This is a genomic window from Mycetocola sp. 2940 (assembly GCF_040548835.1).
Classification (GTDB): domain Bacteria; phylum Actinomycetota; class Actinomycetes; order Actinomycetales; family Microbacteriaceae; genus Mycetocola_A.
The window spans coordinates 1-12,372 of the sequence record NZ_JBEPSK010000013.1; the positions used below are offsets into that span (position 1 = coordinate 1).

Consider the following 12,372-nt stretch of genomic DNA (forward strand, 5'->3'; position numbering starts at 1 on the left):
GCAAGCTGGAGTTCATCGTTCGACTTGCATGTGTTAAGCACGCCGCCAGCGTTCGTCCTGAGCCAGGATCAAACTCTCCGTAAATGTTTAATTGCCGGGCCACCGAAGCGGCCGGCACATTAGTTGCAGCACCCCACCGGAATAGGTGAAAGCACTGCGAGTTTGAAACTGACAGAACAAATCATTACTGACTTGCTTTGTTGTTTAAATGTTTTCCAAAGGAATCCAACAACCCAACCAGAAAAGGTTGAATCGCCGGGTTTTTGGCATTTGACATTGTGCACGCTGTTGAGTTCTCAAGGATCGGATGCTCCTGCTTTTCACCCTTCCGGGCTGCTCCGCAGGGCAACTTCTCTAGCCTAGCACCGATTTTCCCTCGTGTTGTACACGCTCCCGGACCGAAGTCCGAGTCTCGAGTACGAGAGAAATCCTGTGAAAGGATAACCCCACAAAAACCGGAATCCGAATAATTCGGGGGGCTTTTTTGTGTGGGGGTTGGTCCCGCATGAGGCCGGCTAGCTGTTCCGCTTGCCGCACCTTTGGGGTGACGAGTAGTTACTTTACGCACATCCCGGATGCCTCGCAAATTGCTCTTGCAGGCCGGGCGTGTCGCGCCGTTCTCAGCCGGTGAAGACGCCGGCGAGAGTCTTCTTGCCGCGGCGAAGGACCGCCACTCCCCCGGCCAGCATGCTCTCCAGCACGGCGGAATCATCGGCGACCTTGACGTTGTTGAGGTACACCCCGCCCTGGGCAATGGCGCGGCGTGCTTCGCCGAGGCTCGAGGTGAGCCCCGTCTCAACCAGCAGCTGGGTGATCAGGATGCCAGGAGCCGCGGTCGTGTTCGGAAGTTCGCGAAGTGCGGCAGCGAGGGTCTCGGCGTTGAGGCTCTCCAGTTCCCCCTGCCCGAACAGCGCGGCAGACGCGGCGATCGCGGCATCCGTCGCTTCGGCGCCGTGCACCAGGGCGGTGACTTCCCAGGCCAGGCGCTTCTGAGCTTCACGGCGGAATGGCTCGGTGGCGACTGCCTGTTCGAGCTGCTCGATTTCGGCGCGGGTGAGGAAGGTGAAGATCTTCAGCCGCGCGATGACGTCTGCGTCGTCGGAGTTGAGCCAGAACTGGTAGAACGCGTACGGGCTCGTCAGCGTGGGGTCGAGCCAGACGGCGTTGCCCTCGCTCTTGCCGAACTTGGACCCGTCGGAGTTGGTGATGAGCGGCGTGCCGATCGCGTGCGCACTGACCCCCTCCGCTTTGTGGATGAGGTCGGTTCCACTCGTGAGGTTGCCCCACTGGTCGCTTCCCCCGGTCTGGAGTACGCAGTCGTAGGTGCGGTACAGCTCGAGGAAGTCCATTCCCTGCAGGATCTGGTAGCTGAACTCGGTGTAGCTGATGCCGGCATCCGAATTGAGGCGTGCGCTGACGGCATCCTTCTTGAGCATCGTGCCGACACGGAAGTACTTGCCGACGTCGCGGAGAAAGTCGATGGCCGACAGCGGGGCCGTCCAGTCCAGGTTGTTGACGAGGCGGGCGGCGTTGTCGCCCTCGAAGTCGAGGAATCGCGAGACCTGGGCCTGCAGGTACCCCACCCACTCTTTCACCGTGTCGGGAGTGTTGAGGGTTCGCTCAGCGGTCGGGCGTGGGTCGCCGATGAGCCCGGTCGAGCCGCCGACGAGCCCGAGCGGCTTGTGGCCGGCCAGCTGGATGCGACGCAGGAGCAGGAGTTGCACAAGGTTTCCCAGGTGCAGACTCGGGGCGGTCGGGTCGAATCCGCAGTAGTAGGTGATGGGCGGCCCGGACAGCAGGGTCTTCAGCGCGGCTGCGTCTGTGGACACGTGGACGAGGCCGCGCCAGACGATTTCCTCCCAGACATCCTCGAACGACGGGTCATTGGACTGGGACTGGAGTGAGGGCTGCGACACGCAAGCTACAGTACCAGCGCGTTCCCGGTGGCCCGCGTGGAGGATGTGAGCCTGTGACCTCACCCTTGACCGTGTTTAGGTTATTACCTAATATCGAGTGAGTTAGGTCTCAAGCCTAAACATTGGAGGTCCCGTGTTTGTCATCACCGCTGACCAGGTCGATAGCCGAAACCAGCCCGACCGGGCGGCATCCGTTCTCGAGGACCTGAACGGCCCCAACGGTCCGACCCTGCTGCTTCCGGCGGATCGCACAGCCGGGGACGAAGTCCAGATCCTCCCCGCCAGCGCCGAGGACACCCTCGCCATCGTGCTTGAACTCACCCGGGAGGATGCATGGAGCGTTGGCGTCGGCATCGGTCCGGCGCGGCTCCCGCTCCCCCGGGCCACCCGCGAGGCGACGGGTGAAGCCTTTTTCGCCGCACGGGATGCCGTGACGCGGGCGAAGAAGTCGCAGACCCGTTTCGCACTCAGCCGGGCCGGTGACGACACCGGCGACGGCCTCCGCGGAGTCGACGTTGAAGCGCTGATCTCGCTGCTGCTCGTCCTGCGCGAACGACGCACCGACGGCGGCTGGGAGCTCTACGACCTGCTCACGACCGGACTGACCCAGTCGGAGTCGGCGGAGCGGCTCGGGATCACCGCCGGCGCGGCCAGTCTGCGGGCCAGGGCCGCGGGCATCCGTGTCGAACGGGCGTCGTCGGAGGCCCTTGTTAGGCTACTCGACACGGTCAATCGTTCCGCAGACCCGGCCGGATCCGGGAGCACCGGTGGCGCCCGGCCGAGCTGAGTCGGCCGTTCGTCGATGCGGCGCCGACGCAGCCCCGACTAGCCCCGACTACGCACTGAGGAGACGATAGTGAGCCCGATCACCGGTGCCCTCCCGATCACCCTGTACTGGGTGGCGGTGGTACTGCTCGCGGTCGGATGCCTCGCGACCATCGGCATCGCCCACTGGCGCAAGAAAAACCGGATCATTGCGATCGCGGCGGCGCTGCTCGCGGTCGACCTGGTGCTCGTCGGCATTCCCTCACCGGAGTCGCCCGTCGGCGTCAGCATCGCCCTCGCGGTTCTGGCGATGGCGATCGCCGTGCTCGGCGGCGGTATCGCCTCGAACTATGTGCTCAAGCTTTCGACCCGGGGTCTCGTCCGGCCCGGTCTGTTCGGCGGCATCATCGTGACCGAGCCGGACCGCGTCGGTGGCACACTGCGGGCGAACGCCGGCGAGCAGCACGAGGTACTGCGCGGCGGGCGAACGATCGGCTTCCTCGAACGGTTCGCTGTCGCCGGCACCCTCATCGCCGGGTTCCCCGAAGCCATCGCGGTGATCATCGCCATCAAGGGTGTCGGCCGGTTCACCGAGCTCGCTGCCGCTGAAGCCCGCGAACGCTTCATCATCGGCACCTTCACGAGCCTGACCTGGGCCGCGTCGAGTGCGGCGCTGTTCCACTTCGCGATGCTCTGAGGCGGGCCTCCCCCCGCGTCTCGGGTGGCGGCATCCAATCGTTTACGACTTCGAGGGACGCAAACTGCTGTTATTCAGGAGCGTTTTGCGTCCCTCGAATGGCTGGGAAGAGGCCGGTGCCGCAAAACCGTTGGTCTCACGCCCGATCTGCCACATTTTGTCGTTGCAGGGCTCGAATTGCCGAACTTTGCCGCCCGAACACTTCGGGAGCAACAATTCGTGGCGATTCACAGCCCGGGTGTGAGGCGCGACTGACCGAGATGGCAGTAATGGCTCCAAGGGCTCCTGCTTTTAGGGCCACTACTGCAATCTCGATTGGGTCAGTGGGCGCTCAGGCCTTCGGATGCTTCTTGTAGGGCGACACCGAGGGCTCGCCCGGGATCCAGAATCGCCAGGGCAGCTCCGCTCCCCCGAACAGCCCCGTCCGTGGGCCCGTTCGGTGGTCGACGGATGCCGCGCTCCGCTCCAGCGAGAACGGCGGGGCGAACAGGTCGCTCCCGTCGTCGGTGAGGGCGATCCCGAGCGCAACGGTCAGCCGGGCCGGACCCTGGGCGAGATCCTTGTCTGACCGCGAGGTCGTCCGGCGGGCGCGAGCAAGCTCGACTCCCTCCACGATCTCGCCCGCCCGGATCAGAACCCCGGATGCCACTCCGTCCGGCGAGCAGACCATGTTGGCGCAGACATGCATCCCGTAGGTGAAATAGCAGTAGAGGTGCCCGGCCTCACCGAACATGCTCGCGTTACGTTGCGTCTTGCCCCGGAACGCATGCGATCCGGGGTCGATGCCTTGCCCGACATACGCTTCGACTTCGGTGATGCGCACAGCGACCGTTCCGGCATCCGTCTCGTGACGGAAGATGGTGCCGAGCAATTCCGGGGCGACCTCGAGCGACGGTCGCTCGAAAAACGCACGGTCGAGCACGGCGAATCAGGCGCGCAGAGCCAGGGACAGCAGCCGCACGCGTTCGGTCAGCGCCAGGCGCTGCTCGGCGACCCGGTCGGGTGCCGTCCCGCCGGCGCCGGTGCGCGAGCTGATCGAGCCGGCGACCGTGAGAACGTCCCGAACGGCGGGGGTGAGGTGCGGCGACAGGCGCGCGAGGTCCTCATCCGACGGCTCGTGCAGCTCGAGGCCGCGATCCTCGCAGAACTGCACGAGTTCACCTGAAATCTCGTGGGCATCCCGGAAGGCGACGCCCTGCTTGACCAGCCACTCGGCCACGTCGGTGGCGAGCGAGAACCCCTGTGGCGCGAGTTGTGCCATCCGGTCGGTGTTGAAACGCAGGGTGGCGACCATCCCGGTGAACGCCGGCAGCAGCACTTCGAGCTGTTCGACGGTGTCGAAAACGGGCTCTTTGTCTTCCTGCAGGTCGCGGTTATACGCGAGCGGCAGTCCCTTGAGCGTCGCCAGGAGCCCGCTGAGGTTGCCGATCAGCCGGCCGGACTTGCCGCGGGCAAGCTCGGCGATGTCAGGGTTCTTCTTCTGCGGCATGATGCTCGACCCGGTCGAATAGCCGTCGTCGAGGGTGACGAAGTCGAATTCCCGCGTGTTCCAGATGATGATTTCCTCGGCGAAACGCGACAGGTTGATGCCGATCAGCGCCGTCACGAACGCGAACTCAGCGACGACGTCGCGACTGGCGGTCGCGTCGATCGAGTTCTCGGTCGGCCGGTCGAGTCCCAGTTCGGATGCCACGAGCTGCGGGTCGAGTCCCAGCGAGCTTCCGGCGAGCGCACCGGACCCATACGGGGATGTCGACGCGCGTTTCGTCCAGTCGGCGAGCCGCTCGAGGTCGCGGACGAGCGGCCACGCGTGCGCCATCAGGTGGTGGGCGAGCAGAACGGGCTGGGCGTGCTGCAGGTGGGTGCGGCCCGGCATCGGAGCGTCGCCGTGTGCTTCGGCCTGCGAGGCAATCGCGTCGATGAGCTGAACGACCATGTGCCCGATCAACCGGGAGTGGTCGAGCAGATAAAGCCGCACGAGCGTGGCGATCTGGTCGTTGCGGCTGCGCCCGGCGCGAAGCTTGCCGCCGAGCTCGGGGCCGGCACGCTCGATCAGCTCCCGCTCGAGCGCCGAGTGCACGTCTTCATCGGACTCGGCAGCGGTGATGACACCGGATGCCACGTCGTCGTGCAGACGGTGCAGCGCGTCGAGCATCGCCTCGAGTTCCGTCTCGGTGAGGTACCCGGCGGCCGCAAGCGCTTTGGCGTGGGCCCGGGAGCCGGCGATGTCGTATGCCGCCAGCTGCCAGTCGAAATGCGTCGACTTGCTCAGGCGGAGAAGTTCGGGTGACGGCCCGCTGGCGAAGCGGCCGCCCCAGAGAGCTCCAGCTTCGCCGGCTCGATTCTGCGAGTCGTCACCCGACATCGTCTACTCCTGGCCTGCGTCGCGGCGAGCCGAGATCTTGCTCGGCAGCGACCACAGCTCGATGAAGCCCTTCGCCAGCGACTGGTCGAACGTGTCGCCCGTGTCGTAGGTGGCGAGGTTGAAGTCGTACAGGCTCGAGTCGCTCCTGCGGCCGGTCACGACGGCGGTACCGGCGTGGAGCTTGAGGCGGATGTCACCGGACACGTGCTTCTGGGTCTCGTCGATGAACACGTCGAGAGCCTTCTTGAGTCCGGAGAACCAGAGGCCGTCGTAGACGAGCTCTGCCCACTTCGACTCGACGGTGCGCTTGTAGCGGGCGAGGTCGCGCTCGATGGTCATGTTCTCGAGCTCTTCGTGCGCGGTGATGAGCGCGATGCCCGCGGGCGACTCGTAGACCTCACGGCTCTTGATGCCGATGAGGCGGTCCTCGACGATGTCGATGCGGCCGACGCCCTGGTCACCGGCGATGCGGTTCATCAGCTCGACGGCTTCAAGCGGCGTGATCGCGTTGCCGTCATATGCGACCGGAATACCCTGGTCGAAGGTGATGACGACCTCGGTCGGAGCGCCGGCGTCGGCCGGGTTCTTCGAGTAGGTGTAGAGGTCTTCGATCGGCGCGTTCCACGGGTCCTCGAGGAACCCGGTCTCGACGGCGCGACCCCAGACGTTCTGGTCGATCGAGTACGGGCTCTTCTTCGACTGCGCGATGGGCAGGTTGTGCTGCTCCGCGTAGATGATGGCCTTGTCGCGGGTCAGCGCGAGGTCACGAACCGGAGCGATGCTCGTCAGCTCGGGAGCGAGTGCGGCGACCGCCGCCTCAAACCGAACCTGGTCGTTGCCCTTGCCCGTGCAACCGTGCGCGACGCTGTTCGCGCCGAGTTCGCGTGCGGTCGACGCGAGGTACTTCGCGATCAGCGGGCGGCTCAGCGCGGAGACGAGCGGGTACCGCTTCTGGTACAGCGCGTTGGCCTTGAGCGCAGGCATGAGGTAGTCGTTGGCGAACTCGTCACGGGCGTCGACAACGACCGATTCGACAGCGCCGCAGTCGAGCGCACGCTGCCGGATGACCTCCATGTCCTCGCCCTCCTGGCCGACGTCGATCGCGAGCGCGACGACCTCTTTGCCTGTGGCATCCTTCAGCCAGCCGATTCCCACCGAGGTATCGAGACCGCCCGAGTATGCGAGTACGACGCGTTCCGCCATGAAGTTCTTCTCCTTGATTGCTTGTTCTTAAGTGTAGTGAAAGGGGGATGTGCCGAATCGCGCTAGGCGCGTTCGAGCAGCCAGGTGAGCAGTGCCTTCTGGGCGTGGAGGCGGTTCTCCGCCTCGTCCCAGACGATCGACTGGGGTCCGTCGATGACGTCGGCCGTGACCTCGAAGCCACGGTCGGCCGGGAGGCAGTGCATGAACAGGGCATCGTCGTGCGCCAATTCCATCATCGCCGCGTCGACCCGGTACGGGCCCAGCACCGCGACGCGTGCCGCTTTCTCCTCTTCCTTGCCCATCGACACCCAGGTGTCGGTGACGAGGATGTCGCTGGCGATCGCCGCCTCGCGCGCGTCGGTGAACAGGGCCACCGACCCGCCGGTGGTCTCGGCGATGGCTGTGGCATCGGCGACCACGGCGGGGCTCGGGCTGAAGCCCCTGGGTGAGGCGATCCGCACGTTCATGCCGGCAATCGCCCCCGCGAGCAGGTACGACTGGGCCATGTTGCACGCACCGTCGCCGACGAACGTCAGGGTGAGCCCGGCCAGCGCGCCCTTGTGCTCACGAATGGTAAGCAGATCGGCGAGCAACTGGCACGGGTGGAAGTCGTCGGAGAGGGCGTTGACGACGGGAACGGTCGTACCCTGCGCCATCTCCTCGAGCCCCGCCTGGCCGTAGGTGCGCCAGACGATGGCGGCGACCTGGCGTTCGAGCACCCGGGCGGTGTCAGCCGCGGTCTCCTTGCCGCCGAGCTGGCTTGAGGCCGTGGAGATGATCAGCGGCACACCGCCGAGGTCGGCGATGCCGACCGCGAACGAGACCCGGGTCCGCGTCGAGGACTTGTCGAAGATGACGGCGACCGTCTGCGGGCCCTCCAGGGGGCGACGGCCGAAGCGGTCCTTCTTCATCTCGATCGCCAGGTCGAGGATCTCGGACTGCTCGGCCGGGCTGAGGTCGTCGTCGCGCAGGAAGTGTCTGGTCACGGTGTTCCTTCGTTCGGGATGCCTGCGGCGACGGTTCCGAGCGCAGCCCGGAACCGCTCGTCGAAGAGGCGCAGCTCGTCGTCGCCGACGATGAGCGGCGGGGCGAGGCGGATGGTGGTCGGGTTCGGGGCGTTGATGATCAGTCCCGCCGAGAGGGCGGCGCGGACGAGCTCGTTCGCCACCGGTTCGGCAAGCCCGATACCGAGAAGGAGCCCGCGGCCCCGCACTTCAGTGACAAGCGGCGAACCGATGCCGAGCACAAGGCTCCGGATTTGCTCGCCGCGCACCCTCGCGTTCTCGACCAGCCCGGCGTGCTCGATCTCGCCGAGGACGGCGTTGGCCGTTGCCGTGCCGAGAGGGTTGCCGCTGAAGGTACTTCCGTGCGCGCCCGGTGTGAACAGGTCGGATGCCGCGCCGAAGGTGACGAGGGCGCCGATCGGGAAACCGCCGCCCATCCCCTTCGCGAGGGTGAGCGCATCCGGGACGATTCCGTCGCGCTGGAACGCGAACCAGGTGCCGGTGCGCCCGGCGCCGGTCTGGACCTCGTCGAGGAGAAGCAGCGCGCCGTGCTGCTCAGTGAGTTCGCGCGCCCGGGCCAGGTAACCCTCGGGCAACTCGACGACACCCGATTCGCCCTGGATCGGTTCGACGATCAGGGCGGCAACGGTGTCGTCGATCTCTGCTTCAAGCGCATCGATCGTGGCGTCGATGTGGGTGACGCCGCCGGGGAGCGGGAAGAACGGGGTCTGGATCGCGGGTTTGCCGGTGAGCGCGAGCGCGCCCATCGTGCGGCCGTGGAACGATCCGTTCAACGCGAGAATCCGGGTGCGGGTGCCTCCGCTGTTGTTGAGGCGGGCCAGCTTGAACGCCGCCTCGTTCGCCTCAGCTCCCGAGTTGGAGAAGTAGACGCGCCCGTGCTCGCCCGCTCCGGTGAGGCGTTTGAGCCGCGCGGCCAGTTCGAGCTGCGGCGGGGTGACGAAGTAGTTCGACACGTGGATGAGCTCAGCAGCCTGGCTGCTGATCGCGTCGACCATGGCCGGGTGGGCGTGGCCGAGCGCGTTGACGGCGATGCCGCCGAGGAAGTCGAGGTATTCGGTGCCGTCGGCGTCCCAGACGAGACACCCTGAGCCGCGCACGAGGAGCGCCTGCGGCGCACCGAAGACCTGCATCATGTCGGCGTTCGCCGCATCGTTCCAGTCGGTCATGACTCGTCCTCTACTACCTGGGTGCCGACGCCCTGCTGGGTGAACACCTCGAGCAGGATGGAATGCTCCAGCCGCCCGTCGATGATGGCCGCGTTGAAGACGCCGCCATCGACAGCCTCGAGGCACGCGGTCATTTTGGGGATCATGCCCGACTCGAGCGAGGGCAGCAGTTCGCGCAGTTCGTTCGCGGTGATGACGGAGACGAGGGACTCGCGGTTCGGCCAGTCGCTGTACAGACCGGCCACGTCGGTGAGGATGAGGAATTTGTCGGCCTTCAGGGCGACGGCGAGGGCGGATGCCGCGGCGTCCGCGTTCACGTTGAGGACCTGCCCGGGCACATCGCCGTCCGGGGCGATCGACGAGATGACCGGGATGAGGCCGGCCTCGATCGCGGCGTGGACGGCATGCGGGTCGACCGCGACGACGTCGCCGACGAGGCCCAGGTCGAGGGTTACGCCGTCGACCTCGGCACCGCGCTTACGGCCCGTGAACAGAGACGAGTCCTCGCCGCTCAGCCCGATCGCGAAGTCGCCGTGCTGGTTGATGGCGTCGACCAGTTCGGCGTTCACTTCGCCGCGGAGCACGTCGCGGACGACGGTCATGGTCTCAGGCGTGGTGACGCGGTAGCCGCCGCGGAATTCGCTGGCGATGCCGAGTTCCTTGAGGCGGGCGGAGATCTGCGGGCCTCCGCCGTGTACGACGACGGGTTTCAGGCCTGCATGGCGGAGGAACACCATGTCTTCGGCGAAGGCGCGGGTGAGTTCCGGGCTGACCATGGCGTTGCCGCCGAACTTCACGACGGCGATGGCCCCGTGGTAGCGCTGCAGCCAGGGCAGCGCCTCGATGAGGACGGATGCCTTCGCGATCGCGTCGGCGGTGGATGCTGGGAGAACGGTAGCCATCGTCTAGCTCGAGTACGCGCTGTTCTCATGCACGTAATCGTGCGTGAGGTCGTTGGTGAGGATGGTGGCGAACTGCTGGCCCTCGTGGAGGTCGATGAGAACGTGCACAGCGCGTTCGGTCAGGTCGACCAGGTCGCGGGGCTGGTCGGGGGCGCCGGCGGAGCAGACCCGGATGCCGTTCATGCTCACGTCAACCGCGTACGGGTCGAACGGTGCCCTGGTGGTTCCGATTGCGGCGAGCACCCGTCCCCAGTTGGGGTCGTTGCCGAACACCGCCGCCTTGAACAGGTTGTTCCGGGCGACCGAGCGGCCCACTTCGACGGCGTCGTCTTCGGTGACCGCTCCGACGACCTCGATGGTGATGTCGTGGGCGGCGCCTTCGGCGTCCCCCTGGAGCTGGCGGGCCAAATCCAGGCAGATCTCGCGCAACCCGGCAGCGAATTCGTCGGCGTTCGGTTTGACGCCGGAGGCACCGGAGGCGAGCAGCGACACCTGGTCGTTCGTCGACATGCAGCCGTCGGAGTCGAGCCGGTCGAAGCTGATCCGCGTCGCGGCACGAAGGGCGCGGTCGAGCTGGTCGGAGGCGAGGCTGGCGTCGGTCGTGATCACGACGAGCATGGTCGCGAGTCCGGGTGCGAGCATCCCGGCACCCTTCGCCATGCCGCCGATGGTCCAGCCTTTACCCTCGAATACGGCCGTCTTGGGGTGGCTGTCTGTGGTGAGGATCGCTTCGGCGGCATCCGTTCCGCCGTCGGCGCTGAGGGCCGCGGCCGCTGCGGCGACGCCGGGGAGGAGCTTGCCGGTGTCGAGTTGTTCGCCGATCAGGCCGGTGGAGCAGACGAGCACATCCCCTGCTGAGACGTTCAGCGCGGTTGCAACCGCCTCGGCCGTGGCGTGGGTGGCCTGGAATCCCTGCGGCCCGGTGAAGCAGTTCGCGCCGCCCGAATTGAGCACGATGGCGCTGACCGTGCCGTCGTCGATGACCTGCTGCGACCAGAGAATCGGGTTCGCCTTCGACCGGTTGCTGGTGAAGACGGCGGCGGAGGAATGCCGGGGGCCGCGGTTCACGACGAGCGCGAGGTCCTTGCCGCCCGAGGCCTTCAGGCCGATCTCGATGCCCGCCGCTTCGAAACCCTGAGCTGATGTGACGGTCATGGTGCGACTCCGTTCACCGGAAGACCGGTCGATTCCTCGAGCCCGAGGGCGAGATTGGCTGATTGGATGGCGGCACCGGCGGTGCCCTTGGCGAGGTTGTCGACGGCGGTGACGATGACGACCCGGCCGGCGGCCTCATCGACGGCGAGCCCCATCAGCATCGAATTCGAGCCGAGCACATCGGCGGTGCGCGGGAACTCGCCTGCCGGCAGCAGCTGCACGAAGGTCTCGTCGCCGTACGCGTCCTGCCAGGCCGCGCGGACAGCATCCGCAGTCGTGCCCGGCACGATGCGGGCTGTTGAGGTGGCGAGGATGCCCCGTGACATCGGGACGATAACCGGGGTGAATGAGATGCTCACGTCTCCGGCGCCCGCACCCCGAAGCGCCTGGGCGATCTCAGGGATGTGCCGGTGGGTCCCGCCGACGGCGTAGGGGTTGGCCGAGCCGAGGATCTCGGAGGCGAGAAGGTTGGTTTTGAGCGCCTTGCCTGCCCCGGACGGGCCGACGGCGAGGACGCTGACGAGGTCTGTGGACTCGATCACGCCCGCAGCGATGCCAGGGGCGAGCGACAGGGCGACGGTGCTGGCATTGCATCCCGGCGCGGCGATGCGGGTCGCGCCGACGAGCCAGTCGCGCTGTTTGGCGCCCGCGACGATCAGTTCGGGCACGCCGTAGGCCCAGGCGCCGAAGTAGTCGCCTCCGTAGAACGACGCCCAGTCGGATTCGCTCGTCAGCCGGTGGTCGGCCCCGCAGTCGACGACGAGAGTGTTCTCGGCGAGCTGGGCGGTCACCTCGCCAGACTTGCCGTGCGGCAGAGCCAGGAAGACGACGTCGTGGCCGGCGAGGTTCTCGGGCGTGGTGTCGACGAGGGTGAGGTGGGTGAGGGAACGCAGGTGCGGCTGAACGGATGCCAGCGGCTGGCCCGCGTTGGAATGTGCGGTCACCGTGCGGATGTCGAAGTCGGGGTGCGCCGCAAGCAATCGCAGCAGCTCTCCCCCGGCGTAACCGGATGCACCAGCTACGGCTACAGAAAAGGACATGGCTCTACCTTATTGAGGAAACGATGGATGGGTTCTCGGCGGCGCCTGTCGGAATCGTGCATCGCACGGGTCGCCTGGCGTCGCCTATCGTCGCTCGGAGGTACGGCGTCGACGCAGGGCGCACGGGGTGAAACCCTG

The 12,372-nt window shown here is 66.5% G+C and carries 11 protein-coding genes and 1 rRNA gene; 2 read left to right on the forward strand and 10 right to left on the reverse strand.

Annotation, left to right across the window (positions count from 1 at the left end; translation table 11 throughout):
• Both ABIE24_RS14270 and tyrS read right to left on the reverse strand, forming a co-directional pair.
• A 16S ribosomal RNA gene (locus ABIE24_RS14270) occupies positions 1–84 on the reverse strand; the annotation flags it as partial.
• Positions 85–620: 536 nt separating this feature from the next.
• Positions 621–1,916, reverse strand: coding sequence for a tyrosine--tRNA ligase (gene tyrS / locus ABIE24_RS14275; protein WP_354500798.1), 1,296 nt, complete (start codon positions 1,914–1,916; stop codon positions 621–623).
• A 133-nt stretch (positions 1,917–2,049) separates the two neighbouring features.
• On the opposite strand from tyrS, the gene ABIE24_RS14280 reads away from it, so the two are divergent.
• Together ABIE24_RS14280 and ABIE24_RS14285 are read left to right on the forward strand one after the other, a co-directional pair.
• The gene (locus ABIE24_RS14280) at positions 2,050–2,703 is read left to right on the forward strand and encodes a DNA-binding protein (protein ID WP_354500800.1); all 654 of its coding nucleotides are present in this window, start codon (positions 2,050–2,052) and stop codon (positions 2,701–2,703) included.
• 69 nt (positions 2,704–2,772) lie between these two features.
• Positions 2,773–3,378 (forward strand): hypothetical protein, encoded by a 606-nt coding sequence (locus tag ABIE24_RS14285; RefSeq protein WP_354500802.1) that lies wholly within the window; start codon positions 2,773–2,775, stop codon positions 3,376–3,378.
• A 331-nt stretch (positions 3,379–3,709) separates the two neighbouring features.
• Here ABIE24_RS14285 and ABIE24_RS14290 read toward each other — a convergent pair whose 3' ends face one another.
• The 8 genes from ABIE24_RS14290 to argC all read right to left on the reverse strand — a co-directional run bounded on the left by ABIE24_RS14290 (position 3,710) and on the right by argC (position 12,234).
• A complete protein-coding gene (locus ABIE24_RS14290) occupies positions 3,710–4,300 on the reverse strand; it encodes a DNA-3-methyladenine glycosylase (protein ID WP_354500804.1) in 591 nt (196 codons plus the stop codon).
• Between the two features lie 6 nt (positions 4,301–4,306).
• Positions 4,307–5,743 carry an argininosuccinate lyase gene (gene argH, locus ABIE24_RS14295; RefSeq protein WP_354500806.1) on the reverse strand — a complete coding sequence of 479 codons (1,437 nt, stop codon included), beginning with the start codon at positions 5,741–5,743 and terminating at the stop codon, positions 4,307–4,309.
• 3 nt (positions 5,744–5,746) lie between these two features.
• The gene (locus tag ABIE24_RS14300; protein ID WP_354500808.1) at positions 5,747–6,946 is read right to left on the reverse strand and encodes an argininosuccinate synthase; all 1,200 of its coding nucleotides are present in this window, start codon (positions 6,944–6,946) and stop codon (positions 5,747–5,749) included.
• 62 nt (positions 6,947–7,008) lie between these two features.
• Positions 7,009–7,932: an ornithine carbamoyltransferase gene (gene argF / locus ABIE24_RS14305; protein ID WP_354500810.1), complete on the reverse strand. Its 924-nt coding sequence runs from the start codon at positions 7,930–7,932 to the stop codon at positions 7,009–7,011.
• Positions 7,929–9,137 (reverse strand): acetylornithine transaminase, encoded by a 1,209-nt coding sequence (locus ABIE24_RS14310; protein ID WP_354500812.1) that lies wholly within the window; start codon positions 9,135–9,137, stop codon positions 7,929–7,931. The genes argF and ABIE24_RS14310 overlap by 4 nt, the downstream gene beginning before the upstream one ends.
• On the reverse strand, positions 9,134–10,039 hold the full coding sequence (gene argB, locus ABIE24_RS14315; protein WP_354500814.1) for an acetylglutamate kinase: 906 nt from the start codon (positions 10,037–10,039) through the stop codon (positions 9,134–9,136). The genes ABIE24_RS14310 and argB overlap by 4 nt, the downstream gene beginning before the upstream one ends.
• Before the next feature lie 3 nt (positions 10,040–10,042).
• Positions 10,043–11,194, reverse strand: a complete 1,152-nt coding sequence (gene argJ / locus ABIE24_RS14320) for a bifunctional glutamate N-acetyltransferase/amino-acid acetyltransferase ArgJ (protein WP_354500816.1) — start codon at positions 11,192–11,194, stop codon at positions 10,043–10,045.
• Positions 11,191–12,234 (reverse strand): N-acetyl-gamma-glutamyl-phosphate reductase, encoded by a 1,044-nt coding sequence (argC, locus tag ABIE24_RS14325; protein ID WP_354500818.1) that lies wholly within the window; start codon positions 12,232–12,234, stop codon positions 11,191–11,193. Before argC ends, argJ begins: the two co-directional genes overlap by 4 nt.
• Positions 12,235–12,372 lie beyond the last annotated feature (138 nt).

What these genes read in the sequence shown, in the direction of transcription:
- argH (WP_354500806.1), bottom strand. Translation starts at nt 5,743, where the DNA reads ATGTCGGGTGACGACTCGCAGAATCGAGCCGGCGAAGCTGGAGCTCTC.
- ABIE24_RS14300 (WP_354500808.1), bottom strand. Translation starts at nt 6,946, where the DNA reads ATGGCGGAACGCGTCGTACTCGCATACTCGGGCGGTCTCGATACCTCG.
- ABIE24_RS14310 (WP_354500812.1), bottom strand. Translation starts at nt 9,137, where the DNA reads ATGACCGACTGGAACGATGCGGCGAACGCCGACATGATGCAGGTCTTC.
- argB (WP_354500814.1), bottom strand. Translation starts at nt 10,039, where the DNA reads ATGGCTACCGTTCTCCCAGCATCCACCGCCGACGCGATCGCGAAGGCA.
- argJ (WP_354500816.1), bottom strand. Translation starts at nt 11,194, where the DNA reads ATGACCGTCACATCAGCTCAGGGTTTCGAAGCGGCGGGCATCGAGATC.
- argC (WP_354500818.1), bottom strand. Translation starts at nt 12,234, where the DNA reads ATGTCCTTTTCTGTAGCCGTAGCTGGTGCATCCGGTTACGCCGGGGGA.